The 20502-nt window shown below is 63.2% G+C and carries 13 protein-coding genes; 9 read left to right on the forward strand and 4 right to left on the reverse strand.

Annotation, left to right across the window (positions count from 1 at the left end; genetic code table 11):
- The first annotated feature begins 278 nt into the window (after positions 1 to 278).
- The 7 genes from GX515_04755 to GX515_04785 all read left to right on the forward strand — a co-directional run bounded on the left by GX515_04755 (position 279) and on the right by GX515_04785 (position 10944).
- Positions 279 to 3038, forward strand: coding sequence for a hypothetical protein (locus tag GX515_04755; protein ID HHY32327.1), 2760 nt, complete (start codon positions 279 to 281; stop codon positions 3036 to 3038).
- A gap of 166 nt (positions 3039 to 3204) precedes the next feature.
- Entirely contained in the window at positions 3205 to 3675 is a 471-nt protein-coding gene (ruvX, locus tag GX515_04760) for a Holliday junction resolvase RuvX (GenBank protein HHY32328.1), read from the forward strand.
- Positions 3676 to 3794: 119 nt separating this feature from the next.
- Positions 3795 to 5318, forward strand: a complete 1524-nt coding sequence (locus GX515_04765; GenBank protein ID HHY32329.1) for an S-layer homology domain-containing protein — start codon at positions 3795 to 3797, stop codon at positions 5316 to 5318.
- Between the two features lie 65 nt (positions 5319 to 5383).
- Positions 5384 to 6385 carry a hypothetical protein gene (locus tag GX515_04770; GenBank protein HHY32330.1) on the forward strand — a complete coding sequence of 334 codons (1002 nt, stop codon included), beginning with the start codon at positions 5384 to 5386 and terminating at the stop codon, positions 6383 to 6385.
- A gap of 335 nt (positions 6386 to 6720) precedes the next feature.
- On the forward strand, positions 6721 to 8466 hold the full coding sequence (locus tag GX515_04775; GenBank protein HHY32331.1) for a DUF3769 domain-containing protein: 1746 nt from the start codon (positions 6721 to 6723) through the stop codon (positions 8464 to 8466).
- Positions 8467 to 8487: 21 nt separating this feature from the next.
- On the forward strand, positions 8488 to 9480 hold the full coding sequence (galE, locus tag GX515_04780; protein HHY32332.1) for a UDP-glucose 4-epimerase GalE: 993 nt from the start codon (positions 8488 to 8490) through the stop codon (positions 9478 to 9480).
- 336 nt (positions 9481 to 9816) lie between these two features.
- Positions 9817 to 10944, forward strand: coding sequence for a phosphatase PAP2 family protein (locus GX515_04785; protein HHY32333.1), 1128 nt, complete (start codon positions 9817 to 9819; stop codon positions 10942 to 10944).
- A 451-nt stretch (positions 10945 to 11395) separates the two neighbouring features.
- Here the strand turns inward: GX515_04785 and GX515_04790 are convergent, their stop codons facing one another.
- Positions 11396 to 12223: a hypothetical protein gene (locus tag GX515_04790; protein HHY32334.1), complete on the reverse strand. Its 828-nt coding sequence runs from the start codon at positions 12221 to 12223 to the stop codon at positions 11396 to 11398.
- Positions 12224 to 13759: 1536 nt separating this feature from the next.
- On the opposite strand from GX515_04790, the gene GX515_04795 reads away from it, so the two are divergent.
- Positions 13760 to 15178 (forward strand): hypothetical protein, encoded by a 1419-nt coding sequence (locus GX515_04795; protein HHY32335.1) that lies wholly within the window; start codon positions 13760 to 13762, stop codon positions 15176 to 15178.
- 154 nt (positions 15179 to 15332) lie between these two features.
- Positions 15333 to 16616, forward strand: coding sequence for a glycosyltransferase (locus GX515_04800; GenBank protein ID HHY32336.1), 1284 nt, complete (start codon positions 15333 to 15335; stop codon positions 16614 to 16616).
- On the opposite strand, the gene GX515_04805 is transcribed toward GX515_04800, so the two are convergent.
- From GX515_04805 to GX515_04815, 3 genes are all read right to left on the reverse strand, one after another.
- Positions 16599 to 17351 carry a purine-binding chemotaxis protein CheW gene (locus GX515_04805; protein ID HHY32337.1) on the reverse strand — a complete coding sequence of 251 codons (753 nt, stop codon included), beginning with the start codon at positions 17349 to 17351 and terminating at the stop codon, positions 16599 to 16601. The two genes, GX515_04800 and GX515_04805, sit on opposite strands and share 18 nt — an antisense overlap.
- A gap of 31 nt (positions 17352 to 17382) precedes the next feature.
- Positions 17383 to 19263: a methyl-accepting chemotaxis protein gene (locus tag GX515_04810; protein HHY32338.1), complete on the reverse strand. Its 1881-nt coding sequence runs from the start codon at positions 19261 to 19263 to the stop codon at positions 17383 to 17385.
- Between the two features lie 135 nt (positions 19264 to 19398).
- Positions 19399 to 20022, reverse strand: coding sequence for an HD-GYP domain-containing protein (locus tag GX515_04815; protein ID HHY32339.1), 624 nt, complete (start codon positions 20020 to 20022; stop codon positions 19399 to 19401).
- Positions 20023 to 20502 lie beyond the last annotated feature (480 nt).

Below are 20502 nucleotides of genomic sequence, written 5' to 3' on the forward strand. Positions count from 1 at the left end.
CGAGAAACTTCTGGCCAATTGAAGGAATTCGTGGCATAATGGAGAATAGATCAAGCCGAGGTTAGTGCTGGCGTTTGCGCCATGTTTATCCCATACGGCAGTGGGCGAAAGGAGGTGAAAACCTGAGGTTTCCCACGAAGGCCGGTGAGGGATAAAGCGAAAGGGGCGTGGGCCGGGCGCCGCGAGCTGTAGGGGATGAGGGAACGAGGCAACTCATCGCCGACCGCGCGGGGCGAGGCTCATGGCCCTGAAGACGACTAAAACCAAGGGGGTATATCATGATGAAGAGGTATATGCCCATCGCGCTGGTGGCGATACTCGTGCTGGCGCTGGCAGTTCCTGTGGCAGCCGGTCCTTTCGCCGACGTGCCTGAGAACCACTGGGCATACGAGGCCGTGAAGCAGCTCGCCGCCTACGGGCTTGTCGAGGGCTTCCCCGACGGCACGTTCAAGGGCGCGGAGCCGATGACCAGGTACCAGATGGCGATGGTCATCGCGAGGCTCCTGGTGTCTCTCGATGGGCAGATAAAGGCCGCTATGGAGGCCGCAAGGGCGGGGGTCACTCCTGCGCCGGCGCCTGCAGCGCCTGCCCAGCCGAGCGTCATCGAGAAGGAGACCGTGACCGTCGAGAAGCCAGTGATCGAGAAGGTCATCGAGCAGACCGTGGTTGAGAAGCTGAAGACCGAAGAGCTTGACGCGCTTACCGCGAGGGTGGCCGGGGTGGAAGACCGGGTCACCAAGGTTGAGGGCGCGGTCGACGCGGTCTCCGGCAAGGTTGATGAGGTCGACAAGAAGACCGACGACATCAACGCCAAGCTGGTCGAGCTCGACGGGGCTCTTGCTCTCCTCGAGGGCGACTTCAACGTGAAGGCTCTCGAGCTCCAGACAGAGGCCGCTAACGGCGACGCCGACCTCGCGGAGAAGATCGCAGCCGTCAAGGCAGAGCTCGAGCAGAAGATCGCCGCCGGCGACAACGAGCTCAACGCGAAGATCGAGGCCAAGGCGAAGGAGCTCATCGCCCTCATTGATGCTCTGAAGACCGAGTTCAATCCCGAACTCACCACCCTCGGCGTGCGCGTGGTGGCTCTCGAGGAGCAGCTCGCTCTCGCGAACAGCCGGATCGATGACATCGAGCAGAAGCTCGGCGCGCTCGACGAGAAGACCGCGGCCATCGGCACCAAGCTCGACGAGCACATCGCGGGCCACGAGAAGGTCACGATAAGCGGGTCGAGCGAGGTCGTGCTCAAGGACGTCGATATCTACGCCGCCAACAGCGCATTCAACCCGGAGGACGCGTTCGTGAACCCGAATGACATCTTCCAGGACGATACTAAGGACAACCACGTGGCAGACGGCTCTTATGAGCCTACCACGACCTTCGAGCACAAGCTGGATCTGACTCTGACGGCGCGGCCTGCTGATGGCGTGGCCGTGAACGCTACTGTGGGCACGGTGAAGAAGGTCTACGGCGCCGCCGACGACACCGACTTCGCGCTCAGCGATCTCTCGCTGGATGTCACGACGCCTGGCGTCCTGGCGCACTTGTACGCGGGCGGCATCCTCCTGCCAGAGAACACCTTCACCCCATTCACGATGGTGAATGCTCTGCTTGAGGATTCCGATGGCAACCCGCTCTATGAAGGCGTCATCGCGCAGGCCTCCTTCGGGAAGGTCTCCGGGACGACGCTGTTCCTGAAACTGCCAGCCCGGGACTTGACACCAGAGGATGAGGCGGACGATAGCTTCTCGCCATACGCCTACTACGTGTGCGCGGGTGAGGGCAAAGTTGCCTTGACCGACAACCTGAAGCTCAGCGCCGCGTACGTGTCGCAGTTCGAAGATCCTCAGTCCTCGGTGATCGACCAGGGCACCAGCTTCGTTCCCGCACCGGCCAAGGACACGGTCGTTGCGGTCGCCGGTAGCTTCGGTCTCGCACCAGGCTGGAGCGTGTCGGGCGAGTTCGCGAAGTACACGAAGTACGCCGGTGACGTTCAGGACGCAACCGGCACAGCCGCGAAGCTCGATGTCGCCGGTAAACTCGGCGCGCTTGAGCTGACCGGAAACCTTACCAGGATAGAGGATACGTTCTACCCGCCGTTTGTCGACATCGATACGACTGACGACGGAATAGGCAACAACTTCAAGACCGTCAGCATCAACGGCAAGCTGCCTATTGGGAACCTGACTCTCACGGGCGGCTATGAGATCACTGGTGATGCTGACCAGACGGCGGACTGGAACGAGTCCAAGACCAACACGACGACCGCGGGTGCAGAGTACAAGATGACGTGGGGCGCTCTGACCGTGACGCCGAGTCTGGGCCTGGAGAACGACCTGTATGCCCTGAGCACCGGCGTTTACAACAACGGAGACAATGTGTTTAAGCTGACGGGTGGTGTCAAGGCTGAGCTCGGGCCGGCGACCGCTGAGTACAAGATCACTGGGTCTACGTGGAAGACCAGCGGCGGAGCCCCCGAACCGTACTATGTGGAGAACGTGTTTGACCTGGGCCTTGACTATGCGCTGACGCAGAACCTGAAGCTGGCCGCTAGCTATAACTGGACTGCGATCGATGACAAGGTCGACACTGATGCCGACAACAGCGACTATGGTATTCTCGATACGAAGACGAACACGCTCACGCTTGGCGCAAGCGCGGAGTTCCCCGTGTTCGGGAACACCACAGTCACCGGCAGCTACGACTACGAGCTGAAGACCGATGTCCTGAACAACTACAAGCCATACAGCAAGAACATCCTGAAGGCCGGGGTGACCACGCAGCTCACGCCCAAGGCGAGCGTCGGTGCGAACGTCGGGTACTACAAGCTCGACAGGTGGACGGACGCGGCTACTGAGTACAAGTACGCACCGCTAACCAACATCCTGGCGGACGTGACGTACACCTACAACATCGCGACCAATACCACCTTGACGCTCGGCTACAAGGTCGTGAAGTCCGACAGAGAGCAGTTCGCAGGCGATACCGAGTACGACTACACAGCGCGTGTGATCACGGGCTCGCTGAAGGTCACCTTCTAGCCGGGTCTGACGACGCATAACAGGACACAACACGACCCCGGGGGAGCTTCCTCCCCCGGGGTTTTGCCGTTCTTCGGCGGATCTTGTGGCCGGGCTATTCCCACAGGCGCCCAAACCTGGTAAGATCTCAAGGTGCAAGGGTGGCGTGAGCATGCGAGGTGCTGAGATGGACCGGGAACGCGCGCACGACGGAGAAGAGAGGCACGCTCCATTCCCGCCGGGAGCGGTCATAGCTGTCGACCCTGGGCGCGACAAGTGCGGCATAGCTGTGGTCAGAGCCGACGGAACAGTGATCGCGAAGGCGATAGTGGCGAGGCAAGAGGCGGTCGACCGGGTGATGGAGCTCGCCCGCGCGCACGCGGTGAGTGTCGTCGTCCTCGGCGATCGCACTGGGTCCGGGGCTCTCGCGCGTGAGATCCAGGAGCTTGGCGGCAGGGCCGCGGGCGGTGCCGTCCGCGTGGTGTTCGTGGACGAGCACGAGAGCAGCATGGAGGGGCGGAGGCGCTACCTCGAGGACCATCCCCTGCGGGGCCTGGGGAGGCTTGTCCCCGTGTCTCTGCGGACGCCGGGCGAGCCCTTCGACGACTACGTCGCCGTTGTCCTTGCTGAAAGGTTTTTCCATTCAGTCGAAAAGTAGGACCTTGGGGAGGGATTCCCCTGGGGGTCATAGAATACTTATTAGGGCAGGTTGGGAAAGGCGGGAGCCCGCCGAGCAGCCGTTCCCGTTGAACGGGTCCGGCGAGGGGCGGGCCTGGAGTGGGCGGCGCTGCTAAGGTGTGGTGGCCTGCTGTGTGCGAAATGAAAGCGTATCAAGAAAAGACGACGAAGCCCCGTCGGCGGCGCGCGGGCATCGGGCGGCTAGCTTTGCGGGCAGCAAACTCTGGGCGCAGCCAGTGGGTTCTCGCGGGCGCCCTGACGCTCGCGCTCTTGGTAGCGCTGGCTGGCCCGGTCGCGCGCGTGAGCGCATCCACTAACCCCTTTGCGGACGTCCCGAAAGGGCATTGGTCCTACGAAGCGCTTGCCCAGTTCGCCCGGCTCGGTCTTGTTGAAGGTTACTCTGCCGACGCGTTCGCGGGCGGCCGCGTCATGACCCGGTACGAAATGGCCTGGGCTGTCGCGCGCCTTGGCGAGCGCGTGAAGGCAGGAGCAGCGCTGACGCCCGACCAACGCAAGCTGCTTTCGCAACTTCAAGAGGAGTTCGCGGGCGAGCTCGCACTAGTCTCCGGAATCGGCAACCTCGGCTCACCCGGGGCTTCACCGGGCGCGCCCAGCGCAGAGGTCGCAGCGGGCAAGGGTGGCGACGCGGCAGCGACAGGCGCCGGCGGGGTGTCTCAAGGCGCGGTGTTAACCATATCTCAAGGCGGCGGGGGTACTGCGTCCGCCGGGGGAAGCGTCCCGGGCGCATCATCCGCAGGAGCCTCCCAGTCGGATGAGGTCCTCGGCGTGATTCCAGGGGTGCCGCAGCTTCCTGGGTCGTTTGAGGCGTGGTCCTCGTTGAAACTACGCCCAGATCCAGGAGCGATAGCCGCGCTCTCGGCGCTTCCGGGGAATGCCGGGCGCGAGGCTTTCTCGGGCGGCAGGAGGCTCTCGGAGCTTCTTGGGAGCAGCGGAGCGAGCGCGCCCACGGCTTCCGGACTTGTCTCACCCGCCGAGCCGGGTTCGGTGACTCAGAAGGGTGCGGGCCAGGAGGCGGCCGTGACCATTCCGCTTGAGGACGGCACGAAGGCCGAGCTGTCATTGGGCGGCCCTCCGGCCCCCGGCGGCATAGCGCCTAGCGAGGGAGACGACGTCGTCGCGCGGCTCGACCTCAAGTACGCCCTGAGCCAGCTCGCCATATTCCGGGCTAGCTACGAGCTGGTTAAAGGGAACGAGGACGCGGCCGACGACAGCGAGAGCAAGGCAAGGGCGACGACGCTCCTCGGGATCGACTATAAGTTCGCCCTCTCTGATTCGGCGTACATCAAGGCGGGGTACACGTACTCGCGGATAACGGACCTCGTGCCGAAGGGAATAGAGTGGAGCGGATCGTCCTCCCAGGACGCGACCGGTGAGTCCGGCTCGAAGGCTGCCGGGGTCTTCGGCGATTATACGTTGCCAGGCCTGTCGCTGGACGCCCGCAAGACCACCACCAGTTTCGGTGTGGGCTACACGTTCGGGGGCACCGCCTCCATCGTGCTCGGTTACAGGCTCATAGATTTCCAAAGCATAGACCCTGAGACCATGGTGCCGGGGTCTCACCGCACTAATGTCGCCACGGCGGAGCTAACCATCAGGTTCTAGGCCATAGATGGTTGGGTGGTTGGTAGGCGGGGTCGGCTGCGGGATAAGGAAGGAGGCCAGCAGGGATGTTCATACGTGGCAAAAGAGGTATCGCGAAAGCAGGCGTCGCCATAACCATTTCGGCACTAATCGTGGCAACCTCGCTCGTCCCGGCTCTTGCCCAGGAACAGCCGACGCTTCTGAAGAGCCTTGCGGCGATCGAGACCACGCTATACGGTAAGGAGCTCAGCGGGGCCATCGTTGATCGCGTTGCCCAGCTCGAGAGGGAGCTCCTCGGAAAGCCCCAGGACGGGTCGGTGATGGACCGGATCTCCAGGCTGCGGCTGGTCGCGGGAGGCGGGCCGGGCGTCGGGCCCTCGGTGGGGTACAAGCTTGGCGCAGTTGAATGGTTCGTGCAAAGACGCGTGACGTCGGAACCGGCCGCCACCAAGCTGGAACGACTTGAAACCATGATCTTGGGCGCGCCGAGTCAGGGCTCCATCGTGACGCGCGCTGATAACCTTGCGGCGCTGTGCTTGCCTGAGGGCACGCTCAAGGCGAAGGACACCACCCTCCCCAAGGGGCAGCCTGTCAGGATCAAGCTCATCGGGAAACTGGACTCGAGCGTCACTCAGAAAGGGCAGAAGGTCGACATCGAGGTAGCGCGCGACGTGGTGGTCGGCAACGAGCTCGTGATCCCGAAGGGCACGCGTGGCTACGGGGTGGTGACAGAGGTCACGCCAGCCGGGCGGCTCGGCCGAGACGGCAAGATCACCCTGGAACTGAAAGATGTCCGGACCCTCGACGGGACGGCGGTGCCGCTCGCCTTTGACGAAGGCACTCAGCAGTTGAACGAGTCGATGCAGCTCGCCATCGGCGCAGGCTTGGCAGGGTTTATAGTGTTCGGGCCCGTCGGAGCCCTCGGCGCCTTCTTCGTTCAGGGCAAAGATGTCAACATCCCAGACGGCACCGAGTTGTACGTGGCTGTCGGCGCTGATACCAAGGTCCTGGGCATGACGCTCCCAGTCGACACTGTTGTGGAGCTTACGAAGGAAACCCCGGCTGTCCAGATAAAGCCGAGCAAGTAGGATGTGCGGGCACGGACCGGCGGTCGAACGTTTATCAGCTCGTGCCCGTTTCAATCTCAAATCTGAGCAAGGCCCCCGAGACCGTTCGAGGGGCCTTTTTCTGAAATAGAATGGGAATTGCGACCAGGAACATGGTAAGCGTATACACGACCCGCGTTACGGCCCGTGTTACCCGTATTTTCGCGCGCGGCGGACTAATAGGCGGATTGCTCCGAGTTCGCATTGCTTTTCAGCGCCTAGGTTCTGTCCAAGGGTGCCGCCCTCGCCCCTGCGGGACGGCGTGCCTGCGCCGTGCCTTCCTCGGATCTGGCGTCCGAGACAGCTGGGCTCCAGGCGTGCCGTCGTGCAGGCACGGGCAAGCCGAGCGCCGCCAAGAAGAGAGACGGGGGATTACGCCACGGTACTCGGGGCGGTCTGGGGCCGCCTTCGCGGCGGTCCTCCTGGCCGCCGTCATGCTCGTGCTCGTGCCGGCCTGGTCCGAGGAGGCGCGCGCGTCGGGCCGGGCGGACGACGTCCCGGTTGCCGCGGTCGACTCCGGTGCCAGCGAAGAACCGGTGGTGATCGAGGCTGACTCAACGGAGTATCACTACGGCGCTGAGGGGACCATCATCGAGGCCCGTGGCAATGTGCATGCAAGCCAGGGCGACCTCATCGTGTCCTGCGACTATGTTCGGGTGGACGTCGGGGCCGGGGCGCTCTTGGCGCGCGGCAACGTCGTAATCCGACGGGGCTCTTCCGTGACGCGCTGCAGCTTGTTCTCATACGATATGAAGGCCGCCGCTGGGCGGGTGCTCGACCCGGACGGCTCCGTTCCAGGAGTCAACGTGCGGGGGAAGGAGATGGACGTGGCTCCCGACAGGCTCACGCTGTCCGACGCGTACGCAACCGGGTGCGACCTGGAAGACCCGTGCTACCGGGTGACGACGAAACGGCTTGTGATATATCCTGACCAACGCGTTGTGGCCGAGTGGCCGGTCTTGTGGCTGGAGCACGTGCCAGTGCTGGTTCTGCCGAGGCTTACCATCCCGCTCCGCGGGGAGAGGGTCGGGTGGGTCGAGGGAGAAGGCTACCCAGTCCCGAGGTTGGGATACGACGCCGAGAACGGGTTTGTGGCAGGCGTTTCATACCTGGACCGCTCGCGAGAGGACCTCACCATACGGTACGACGCGGCTTACGTGACGCGGCCGGGAGGCCTTCAATTGGAGGCGCGCGCTGACGCCAGCTTGTGGCCGGGCGCGGGCGCGAGCGTTACAGCGGGACTGCGCTCGTGGGAAGGGCCGTACGGGTCTTTTCGTTGCTCGCTGGACCTGACCGGGCCGACGGCTCAAGCGGATGAATCGGCCATCTCCGTGGCGGCTGACGCTAGCTACCGTTCCGGCACGGCCTACGACGCCGGGCTGCAGGGCGGGGTCACGGCCGCCGCAAAGCTAGGGCCGCTTGCGCTCAATGCTGTTGCCCGAAAGGACCTTCCGAGCACGGGGGCGGTTTATGCCTTGCCCGCCGTGGACGCCACGCTCAGCCCCTTCGGAGGTCCCGCCATGCGCGTGACGCTCAGCGGAGGCATCGGGCGGTTCGAGGAACCCGCAGGCGGGATTGAGTCCACCCGTTCGTACGCGGCGGTATCCGTGTCCTCGGGTCCTCTCAAGCTCGTCTCCGGTGCCGGCGTCAGCCTCACGGCAGGTTTGGGCGCATCTATAAGGCGTGCGTGGTACGGCACTGGCGACGGCCTCGCGTCGCTCACTGCTACGGCGAGACTCGACGGGAGCTTCGGCCGCCTCGAGGCGTTCGGGGCGGAGAGCCCACGGGTCGTTGCCGGGCTCGAATACACGCGCCGGGCGGTGTCGGGCGCAAGCCCGTTCGCTTTCGACGCGGTCTCCGCGCTCAACCAGGTGACGGCGGACGTGACCGTCCGGGTCAACGAGTCGTGGAGCCTCGGGACCCGCGCAACGTACGACATCGATGGGAACGCCGTCAATAACGTCGACCTCTCGCTGACGAACCACCATCATTGTTATGATATCAGCGCGACCTGGGACGGGGCGCTTGCGCGGTTCGGGCTAGAGATCCAGTTCAAAAGGTAAGCGAGGAAGGAGCTATTGCCCGTGAACGTGCTAGTGGTGGGAGGAGCCGGATACATCGGAAGCCACGTGGTCCGCGAGCTTGTCCGGGCGGGACACGGGGTGGTGGTGTACGACAGCTTGGAGAAAGGCCACCGCGAGGCCGTGGCGGCGTGCGGCTGCCCGCTCGTGGTCGGCGATACGGGCGATGCGGCAGCGTTGGCCCGGGTGCTTTGTTCGGAGAGGTTCGACGTGGTGATGCATTTCGCGGCTTATACCTCGGTGGCCGAGTCCATGCGGGACCCCGCGAAATACTACCACAACAACGTGGCTAAAGGCCTCGTCCTGCTGGAGGCGATGCGGACGGCGGGCGTGGGCCGCATCGTGTTTTCGTCCTCGGCGGCTGTCTATGGGAACCCGGACCGCGTTCCCATCGATGAGGACGCCGACTGCCGCCCGACGAACGTGTACGGCGAGACCAAGCTCATGTTCGAACGAGTGCTCGCGGCCTACGACCGGGCGTATGGCATAAAGTATATTGCGCTCCGGTACTTCAACGCCGCTGGGGCCGACCCTGCAGGAGACATCGGCGAGGACCACGACCCGGAGACGCAGCTCATCCCCCTCGTACTCATGACCGCCCTGGGCCTTCGCCCCCGCCTGGAGGTGTTCGGCACCGACTACGATACCGCAGACGGGACCTGCGTCCGCGACTACATCCACGTGTGCGACCTCGCGTCCGCGCACGTGCTCGCCGCCGAGGCACTGGTGGCCGGGTGCGGCTCGCGGGCATACAACCTCGGCAACGGCAAGGGGTATACGGTGCGGCAGGTGATCGAGACCGCGCGCCGCGTCACGGGACGTGACATTCCTGTGGTAGACGCGCCGCGTCGCCCGGGGGATCCTGCCGCGCTCGTCGCGAGCTCGGACCGGATAACGCGCGAGCTCGGCTGGAAGCCACGCTACGGCGACCTAGAGGAGATCATCGCCACCGCCTGGGAGTGGCACCGTCATCACCCGCGCGGGTATGCTGGCTAGGCGGCGCCCGCCACGGCGCAGCGGGTGGGCGAAGCGGTCCCCGAAGGTCGACGGTGCGACGGTGAGGGGCGCGGCGGGGCCGTCATTCGCCACCGCTGGTCATACCAGGCTGGCTAACGTCGGGGTCGGCGAATGATGGCCCGAGGCGAGGCATTCGTTGTTCTGGGTGATCGGCCGTGCCAGCAAGCAGCGGCCAGCAGCCTGCCCCGTCATCACCGGATCTTTACCGGCGTCGGATACTCTTCTCTTGTTAAGAAGTGCATTGTCTGCTTGAGACGCTCATTCTCTAGGTCAACATCAGGCAGCGGAAGCTCAGGAGGCTCTGGAGGTGGCACCATGCAGGTTCACTACAGGCCTTGCCGCATCCCCGGAGGCGCACAGGTCGTCATGATGATCGCTGTGGCCGTGGCGACCGCAGTGGCGACACTGGCGCTTGGTACCCCGTCGGCCCTGGCTTGCCCGGCCCCTGCCCCGGATTCATTCGGGCGTTCACCCGCACACTCGTCCCAGTACGTTTTGGTCTCCGGGTCGGACCTCCCAGCCCCTGGGGGGGAGTCCTGGGCTCCCGAGCTACGGATCTCTGGACCTGTGCCAGCGGCTCCGGTGCCCGGACCGGAACGGGCGGTGCCGACCGTGGTGGCTCCTACCGGGCGCTTGAGCGAGTCCGCAGTTGCGGGGGGACCGCCGTCGCCATCCGGAGCGGAATACGTTCAGGTTACTTCCGAGCGTATTCCATTCGAGGTTTGTGTTATCGCTATAGACGACGGCCCACGTGGGACTCCCGTCGGGAGCCGCAGCACGAACCTGGTGGACGGGTTCGGTGCCGGTGCCGCCTGCCCTGCCGGTCCTACAAACGCGCTCCGGGAAGACCTGTGCAGGATTTACGGGGGTCGCGTCGAGATCGATCCCGGTAAGGCATCGTTGCTAGCACTAGCGGGCGGCGCCGTCATGCTCGTGGACCGAGACCTATATGATCGGATCAACTCCGGCGCGAGGGACCCCCGGATGGACCGCTTGGGGGACGTCATCACAGATCTCGGGACGGGCGTTGCAACCCTCGGGATATCGGGTCTCGTGGCGCTTGGCGATCCGGAGACCGGGTATCTTGCGGCAAACGCCGTGGTTTACTCCGGCTTGAGCTGCGCGATTCTGAAGGCGGCCTTCGGGCGCGCCCGTCCGGGGCTCGGGCAGGGCCCGTATTCGTTCGCAGGTCCGTGCATTCGCGAGGGGTACAATTCCATGCCGTCCGGCCATAGCGCGGCCGCGTTCGCCCTTGCCACGGTCCTCGCGAGGCAATATCCGAAGTATCGGGTGTTTTTCTATGCGGGCGCGACCCTTGTCGCCATCTCGCGGGTGTACGAGCACGCCCACTGGCCCAGCGACACGCTGGTCGGCGCCGCCATCGGCATCTGGTCCGCAAACCAGGTGATGGGCCGCAGCCGCCTATTCGAGATCACCTGGTAGTCGTCCATGGCGGCAAGCTGCCGCCGCTATCGACGCTGTCGAGAGGATGAAAACGCCATCGGACTGCCGTTTTCAAAGTAGTCGTCCATGCCAGCCTGCGTCTGGCGCCAGCGAGGGGATGAAAACGGCGGCCATCCGGCTGTTTTCAAGGCAGTTCTCCATGCCGGCCCACGGCTGGCACCAGCAGCGAAAGGATGAAAACGGCAACCACCGCCGGTTCTCGGGGTAGTATCGTTGCAGTCTACGTTCCACGTGCGGCTGATACTTCGGTTCAGAACACCGCGAAAGGCATACGATGATTGCGATTGGCGCGCGTCACGCGTTGCAACATGTGGCCGAGGGCAGGTTTCTTGCGGAAAAGACCTTCCAGAGTGTGTAAAAGGGAGTGCTACGTTCGGTCTGAGGTCACTCTCGGTTTCCTTCTGTGGTCCGCCTGATGCGGGGCATCCTGCTATTCCTGTGCCACCGACCTGCTCACCCTTCGGGTATAGACGCTGGAAGCCTTGTCCAGTGCCGTTCTGAGGGGATCAGAAAAGTCCACGAGTCTCAGAGGCAGCCGATTTCCGATTTTCGCAGTGAGCCTGCTCATGGAGAGGTCCCCTGGGCGTATAATCAGCAATTCAACGCCGTTTTCGAGGCTGAGAGCCTTCTTTATTAGGTCACGTACCCGAAGATCCCTTGCACGGTCCCTGTCCGGATATCGGCGAGTCGGGCCATAATGCTGTGGGCCGTTGAACTCGAATGCCACGCCGCGCCTGTAATACCGATCGTATTCGAGGTTTTCTCCGGTAACCGGGTTCCTGAGGAAATCGGGCCTGAAGTTGTCAACATAATCGGTGTCGTCCACGAGCAGGTCTAGCCACCCCTTCATGAGGAATTCACCCACATGGGGTGCAGTCCTCAGGCGACTGTTGAACTCCTCAGCTTTCCGTATCCTAAGTTCCATGACCGGGTTACGGGGAGTTAGGACAATCTTTCTGAGCCGTCGCCAGTCGTCCCGGTTAGGCCCCGTCCCGTCGAATCCGCCGTGCGGATCATTCGTCGAGCCAGTTCCAGGTCGAGAGCCGGTCGGGCTGACCTGCATCCAGCCTGTCTCCTGGAGCGCTTTCAAGCATCGCACAATCGTGCGCCTGTCTCGAATCCCGGTCATCCGCGCAAGCTCCTGGAAAGACACTGCGTGTTGGCCGCGGTTATCCGCGATTATGGCGATATACAGCATTTTGGCAGCCAAGCACAAGGCATTTTCGTCTAGCAACTCTCTAGGGACGCTGATATCCATACCGTATAATTCTATACAGAAAAGGGATTTCCTGCCGCAGGCTACAGTGCCACTGAAGCAGTTGGTTTGTATCATGACATGGTTTCGGGCAAACCCTCTGGGATCTGTGTCAGGCTGTTGGATGCAACCCGCTGCGATAGCTCATCAGTCAAAAAGCTAAGAGATGGCCGAAGGCTGGTTGAAGGATGGCTGAGAGCTGACTGAAGGCTGGCTGAGGGCCGGCTGAAGGCCGACTGGAGGTTGACTGAAAGCTCATTATCGGCTGGCTAGAGGGGCAGGGGCCGCGGTTCAGCCTCAGCCCCCGGCTGGCGGCTGGCTGAAGGCTGCGCGTTCAGATCCCCATAACTGATTTCAGCTCTCTCCGATACGAAATCGCGATAATCGGCTTTGCCGACGGAAGGCTGTCGGCCTGGGAACGGCAGGGATCGTTTTGGGCGGGAATCCGATCCGTGGGGATCGGCAGGGACCGTTATCGGCGCACATCGGCGGGGAGCGGCCGGGATCATTGTCGGCGGGCATGATTATCGGCCGGGATCATCAGATCTGCTTCGCAGTCGACCGGTGTGACAGGGACATGCTTCCTATCGCAACTGTCTCGCCCGGGAACAGCATCCGATGACGAACTCACAGCCATGAGAACCTGCACTGCGTGTGCATTTCGAGGCGCTCTGGAATCCGCATGCAATGCGCGTTCACACCGACTATGAAACCCGCATCCGATGCAGGCATTGGCCGATTTGTAAGTCCACATCCGATAGAGACCTCAGTACGCCGGCGACCCCGCGTCCAAAGCCTTCGCGATCCCGATGTTGAAGCCCTTTGGGGGACCGAGGTTTTCGGAATGGAGTTTGCCAGCAATGCGCATTCCTCAAAGACGCTGGCAAGGCAGCTGCGTAGCAGATCGCGAGCGTTGAAGGTGAGCACCACGAATGCGAGACGGCCAAATTCTATCAGTGATTTCGCCACTGGGCGACCGGGGATCCCCACCTCCTGCTATTTGGGAGATGGAGGCATGTCCCGCGGGGGCAACTGGCCCGCCTCCCTCCCAGGTTTACCACCGATACCCCACGCCCAGCAGCCCGTGGATGGCCAGGGCCGGGACATCAGCGGTGCCGTCGGCCACCGGCACTCGCGCCCACGCACCAGTGACTTTCGCCTCCGCAAAACAATAGAGTGGACCGCGGAGACTCACGCTGTATTGGACGGCCGCCTGGGCAGCGACGCCTGAGCGGAAGGATTCCTGTCTTCCAGCTAGAATACAATTACAAGTATAGACGTCCATGGCAACAGTTTTGTGCGCGTGAATTACCGGCCTCCGGACCGCGTGAGCTTTCGTTTCGCTTGCGGACGACCCTGCTGCCACGAGAGGGCGCTGGGGGGCACTCAAGCCGAGGGGCTTGCAGGGGGAGCGAGGGGGTTGCCACGTCGTCAGAACGTCAGGACGGCCCAGGATCACGTGAAGCCTTCGGACGGCCGTGGGCCGTGGGTATCGGAACAGAGGGGATACTGTGCCGCGGGGAAAGAGGGACCTCTGAGTTGTCAGAGACCGATATCGTCGCGTTAGCAGACGGGAATATGATTCTCCGGGGGCCGCGTTCCTTGAAGGGACACGAGGCGGCAGCGTCGCGGTCCGGGATTTCGAGGATCGAACGGATGGCCTTTTACGCCGGCGCCATAGGGCTGGGTCTCGGTCACAGCCTCAGCGCACAGCTCGTGCTCCTTGCCTACCAACTGTACCGACTTGCCGTCGATCCCAACGCGCGAGCCGTCCGTGCCACGCGCTCCACCATCGTCCTCCTTGCACTGGGTGCGTGGATGATGGTGTCGGGCGTATCGGCCGTCAGCCGCTTCGACGCCTGGGGTGGCACAGTGGGGATGGTCCTGAGTGTCTGGGTGACGCTCGGAGCGGTGAATAGGGTGATGACAGACCGTACTGGGCTGGGCCGACGCCTGATGCGGAGCTTTCTTGTGTCCAGCACCTTCGGTGCCGTATATGGACTGACCGTATTCGGTCTCTACTTGTCGGGGCGCGGGGGATTGCCACGCGCGGAGCTACCATTCGGTGGCTGCAATCTGGCGGGGACCGTGTTCGCCGTTGCGATAGTCGTAGCACTGGGGTGCATAGGCTTTGCGAGGCGCTGGGAGAAGATAGCACTCATCATTATGGTCGCCGTAATGGGAGCGGCATTGGGGGCAACACAATCGCGGGGGGGCCTGGTGGCACTCGGTGTGGGCCTGACGGTCCTTCTCGTGGTCAGTCTGCGCTCCCGTCGCTCAGGGAAGACGCTTGTCCTTGCCCTTCTAGGTCTCTTTGCTGTCTTTGTCACGTGCGCCGCTGTGTACCCGCCCCTCTTGGCACGATACGCGAGCATAGTGAGGCCGTCCGCCAACAGCGATCGCTTTGAGATCTGGCGCACAGCCATCCACATGCTGAGAGACCATCCGATCCTGGGGGTTGGAGTAAATAACTTCCATGAGGTGTACTTAAGCTATCCGCATCCCGAAGAGCGCAGCCACGAGGTGATGTCCACAGCGCACAACATCCTCATGGAGTTCGGCGCGTCGACCGGGATACCTGGGCTTGCTTTGTTTCTCGGCGTAATTTGCCTTGGCATCGCGAACGGCGCGAGGGCCTGTGGGCTTTTTCGGGCCCGACGGGTTCTTCGGATCCGATGGGCTTGCTCGCTGCCTCCCGCCCCCGAAGGGGCCACGGAACAGGCCTCCGGGACAGCCGCGGAACAGGCCGATGGAGAGGCCATGGGACACGTTCGCGGCGCGTCCGGGGTCGCCTTGGCCGCGTTCGCTACGCTCCTTGCGCATCTCCAGTTCGACCTCACTATATACTCGGGGAACATGCTTCCTCTCTTCTTCATCGTTTACGGCGTTCTCACGTACTTTGGCGAGCACGTGCCGGCTCGAGTTCGGGAATGCGAAGGAGCGCGCTCACGCTCCTGAAAGGGGGGACTCCCGCTCCAGCCTGGCGCGCCTGGCGCCGCTGCCGGCACGGGCGGCGTGACCAGGCGGCAAAGCGCCTGTGCCTGAGGCTGCGATGCTCCAGCGGCGCAGTGAGTGGGCGGCGCAGGGAGGATGGGTCGGAGGAAAGGGACGTATGGCAAGGCAGAACCGTGGTCAAAACCCAAATCAAGGCCGGGGCGAAAGCCAGGATCAGAGCGGGAACCAGGGCCAGGGCCGAGCGCAAGTTCGTAATCAGGGCCAGGACCAGGGGCGGGGCCGGCACCATGGCCGCAACCATAATGGCAGTTGGGGCCCGGTAGTGAGCGTAATAGTCCCGACTTACAACCGGAAGGCGATCCTGGAGAAATGCCTGCGTGCGCTTCTTGACCAGACGTTTCCTGCTGATCGTTACGAGATCGTCGTGATCGACGATGGTTCCACCGACGGGACGCGGGATATGGTAGACTATCTCGTCCGGCAGTGGCACGGACGGGCTCCGGAGGCCAGCGCAGTCGGCGGCGAGGTCCATGAGGCCGTCGGCCCGGCTCGCTGCCCACTCGTGTACCGCTACCGCGCCCATACCAGCGCGGCCGCGGCCAGGAACGAGGGCATTAGAATCGCCAGGGGTGTCCTGCTCATCTTCCTGGACAGTGACATCGTGACACGCGCAGACTTCCTGAAGGCCCACGTCATGGCGCACGTCAGTGAGGCCCTTCGGAAACGGAAAGGCTGGCGGTCGGAGGAGGGCCCGGGCGCGCGGGGTATGCCTGGTGTGCTGAGCCTGCAAGGTGTGACGTGGACGAGAGCCGGCCACGATGGCGATGATTTGGCCGCCATCCTGGACAGCAGCAAGGTCATAGTGCATGGGCGGGTCATCTACACGACGAACCTGGAGAACCCCACAGCCGAACCTCGCAAGATCTCGGACATCTCCATGGCATTTTTCGCCAGCGGCAATGTCTCAATCGCGCGCCGGTGGCTTATCGAGGCCGGTCTCTTCGACGAGGACTTCACCGAATACGGCTGGGAAGACCTGGAACTCGGCAAGAGGCTGAAGAAGCTCGGGCTGCGCGTTGTGCGGTCCGAGGCGCCCGGGGGCTACCATCTCAAACACGAATTTCGTGTCGAGAACCTCCCGGCCATCCGGCGCCGCGAGATCGAGCGCGGCCACATGGCCGTCGTGTACCTCAGGAAGCATCCAACCTTCAGCGTGCGCATGACCACGATGATCATCCCGCCGTTTTTCTGGCTGGTCTCGGTTCTTGCAGCCGGCGGTTGGCCTGACCGTCCGGGCGCCGCCCGCCTGCTGGATCGACTGCAGCGCGGCGGCCATCGCACTCTGGTGGCCGTCGCGCTGCAAATTATGGTCTACTACTGGTATGCCCAGGGGGTCAAGGAAGCCCTGGGCCGGCCAAGCGGGTCACCCGACGGCTCCTGAGGAGGCTGCGGGATCCCCTTCCAGCCGGGCTTCGAGCTGTGCGGTTTCCTCCTCGGACAGCATTTTGCCGAGGTCCACCAGGATGATGAGCCTGCCGTCGACCCGCCCAATGCCTCGCAGAAAGTCGGACCTTGCATCGGCGACGATGTCCGGCAGCGGCTCTATGGCATCGGTCGGGATGCGGATGACCTCGCAAACGGCGTCCACGATGAGGCCCACCGCCGGGCAGTTTTCGACGTTGGTAACCACGATGCGGCTGGAGTCGGTCCTCTTGCCAGCCACAGATGTGCCAGATGTTCCAGATGTGGCAGGCGTCCCGGATGCCACAGATGACCCGGGTGCCCCGGACACTACACCCGCGCCTGACACACCAGACGTTCCAGAGGCTTCGTGTGGCGCGGCGATCCCCGACACCGCGGCCGTCCCGAAACGTTTTGCGAGGTCTATGACGGGCACAACCTGTTCCCGGAGGTTGATGACCCCTTCGACGAATTCTGGCGCCTTCGGCACGCGCACTATCTCCGGCATCCTGATTATCTCCTGGACTTGCATTATGTCGATGCCGTATTCCCCGCTGCCCAGCTTGAACGTGACCAGCTGGATCTCGCCGGTCTGTTCCGACTGGATCTCGTCGGTTTGGCCCGAGGCCGCTCCCGGCTTGCCGGGCGGGGCGGTCCCGGGCGGTTTGGGCCCGACTGGTGATGTGTGCGACTGAACTTCGGATGTACCTAGCAATTCGCTGTCCCCTTTCTGTTCTTGGTCACAGTCACACCTTGAACCTGCTCACCGCGTCGCGCAGCTTCTGAGCCATATCGGCCAGGGACTGGGCTGATGCTGCCATCTCCTGGATTGACGCGCTCACTTGCTCTGCCGACGCCGAGACCTCTTCGACCGATGCCGCCGTTTCCTCGGATACCGACGCGATGGCGTCCACCGCCTTCTTGACCTCCTCGGCGCTCGCGGCCATCTCTTCAGTGGCGGCGGTATTCTCTTCCGCCACGCTCACTATGTCGTCTATGGCCTTTTCCACTCTGGAGCTCGCTTCGGCAAGGGCCCGCGCCGACTCGATGAGCCTTGCGATGAGCGATCCGCCCTCTTCGGCGTTGGATGAGATCTGCGCGAGGGCCTTCCCGGCCTCCTCTGAAAGCGCGCTTCCGGCCTCGACTTCCTTGAGGCCTGAATCGATGGCGCTCACAGCCTTCTCCGTTGCCTGCCTCACCCGGCCGACCAGCTCCGCAATGGCTTTCGTCTCACTTGATGAGCGCTCCGCTAGCTTGCGTACCTCATCCGCCACCACGGCGAACCCGCGCCCGTGCTCGCCCGCTCGCGCCGCCTCGATGGCGGCGTTCAAGGCGAGCAGGTTGGTCTGCTCCGCGATGTCGTCGATGACCTCGAGTATGCGCCCGATTTCCTGGGAGTGCTTGTCCAGCTCACCAATGCGCTCAGCAACCGTGCGCGTCGTGCTGGCTATGCGCTCCATGCTGGCAATGACGTTCCGGACCGACTCCCCTCCCCGAGCGGCTGACTCCGCGCTTCGCTGCGACGACTCCCCCACGGTCTCGAGAGCCTGCATCGTCTCGCTGAGGGATTTCTTCATATCACTAACCACGGTAGAAGCTTCATGGACGCTCTTCACCTGCGACTCCGCGCCCTTGGCTACTTGTATTATCGCCTGGTCGACCTGGCCCACCGATGTTGCCACATCGCTTGTCCTGGAGCTTTGGTCTTGCGTCCCGGCGGCCACCTGCTGGACGGTATCGGATATTTGCTGTACCGCCTTGGCCGACTCTTCCGCTGAGGCTGACAGCTCCTCGCTGGTGGCTGCCACGGCTTGGGCGGAGGCCGTGACCTCCCCGATGAGGGACCTCAAGCTTCCCAGCATGGCTGCGAATGCCCTCGTCAGGATGCCGATCTCATCCGTGGAGTGAGCCTGGAGCTCCTCGGAGAGGTCGCCCTGGGCCGCCTTGTTGGCTACCCTGACAAGCTTCTGGACCGGATCGGCGATGGTCTTGGCTAGCAGCAGTCCGAGCAGGAGGCTCAGGATGCTGGAGACTGCTATGGTAACGATAATGCTACGGGTGGCAGCAGTCGCTGTAGCCTCGGTTTCCGACACAACCCCTGTCGCCTGCCTGTCGATTATGGCGATGATCTGATCAACCGAGGCAGCCAGCCGATCCCCGATTTCGGAGCCGCGCCCGCGGAGCAGGGAAATGGCCTCGTCGTTTCGCATCTGCCTTGCGAGGGACGTGGCCTCGTCCACAACGGCCGCGAAGTCCTTCCAGTCCTGCCCTATGGTGGCGTACTGCTGTTTGCCCTCGTCCGTAACAAGCATGGACCCCAGGCGCTCGTAGTCGGCCTCGAACTCGCTCCGGTCGCTCTGAATCTTCTCTTCGTATTCCTTGAACTCTGCCTCTGTGGTGCTTATGGCGTGCTGGAGCACACGCCGCCTCAGATCGGACGCATGCCCCTTGAGGTCTCCAAGGTACTTGGTCTTCGGCAGCCAGTTGGTGGCAAGAGAGGTGGCGTCGGCTTTGACTGCCTCCAACCTTGTAAGGGCGAACGTTCCGATCCAGACGGCGACTCCGAGAAGAACCACTACCAGGGCGATGATCTTAGACCTCATGCGTACGTTCAGGAACCACTTCACTTCAGATGCCTCCTAACCAACTCTCTTTTCTATTGCGCGTGGCTTACGCCGACGAGTGTATCGTCTGCTGCGCCCATCCGGTCGCCTTGCATGTTACATGTCTTGTATGTCGTTCGACAATAACCATCTTGCGTGTTACGGGAACTGCAGGTCGGTGCGGAGGAGGTACGCCTTGAGAGCCTCAACCACCGCGGGATCGAACTGCGTGCCGGCGCACCGCTCGAGTTCGGCGATGGCGGCGCGCAGCGGGAGCGGCGACCTGTAGGCCCGGTCGGTGACCATGGCGTCGAAGCTATCTGCGACGCACAGGATGCGGGACCCGAGCGGGACCTCTTCTCCGGTGAGCCCCGTGGGATATCCCCGCCCGTCCAGACGCTCATGATGATGAAGCACGATCTGCGCTATATGGACGAGGCCGGGCACTTCCGACACGATCTCATAGCTCAGGCCCGCGTGCTTACGGACCTCTGCCATCTCCTCCTCGGTGAGCTTGCCTGCCTTCACGAGGTAAGCCTTCGGCACGCCTATCTTGCCGATGTCGTGGACCAGCCCCGCCAGTCGTAGGGCGCTCTGGATATCAGGAATCAGCCCGAGCTCGCGGGCGATGATGGCGCTGAGGTTGCCTACCCTTGCGGAGTGCCCCGCGGTCACAGGGTCGCGCATCTCCACGAGGGCGGCCGCCGCGAGGAGAAGCGCTCTCTGACGGGACGCGTCCAGCGGCCTGTGCGAGGATAGTTCGGCGATAAGTCGGTCCAGCATCTCGCTCTTCCCCCACCTGCGTATGTGCTACACGTGTGCTACACGAGAGTTGCAAGGCATACGAGGGGCTCCGGGAATCCTTGTCGGGTGTTTTCGTGATAAGGGCTGCGGCAAGAAACGCGAGCCCCTGGGTCAGCGAAGTGAAGGAACAACTGGGACGACTATGGCATGGAGCCCCAAGGATCAAGTCCCACCCAAGCCTTTGAACGACTGCTTTAGCTCTGAACAGGGTACACAAGCGTGGAGGTCGCGGGCCGTGCCGCTGACCGGAACAATAGGGCACCGGGAGCGCTTTCGGGAACTTAATGAGAGCACCGGTGGTACGAGCGCCACGGCGGGGAGTGCCCTCCCTTGGGAGACAACAAAGTGAACGCGTTTTGCCGAGGACTGCGCGTGGCAACGGAAACGCGAGTTGATCTATTGGAAAGCAAGGCAGGCAAACAGGGGACCTCCCGATTCTGTCCGGGGGGGGGGGGGGGG

It is taken from the genome of Bacillota bacterium, from assembly GCA_012842395.1.
GTDB lineage: Bacteria > Bacillota > SHA-98 > UBA4971 > UBA4971 > UBA6256.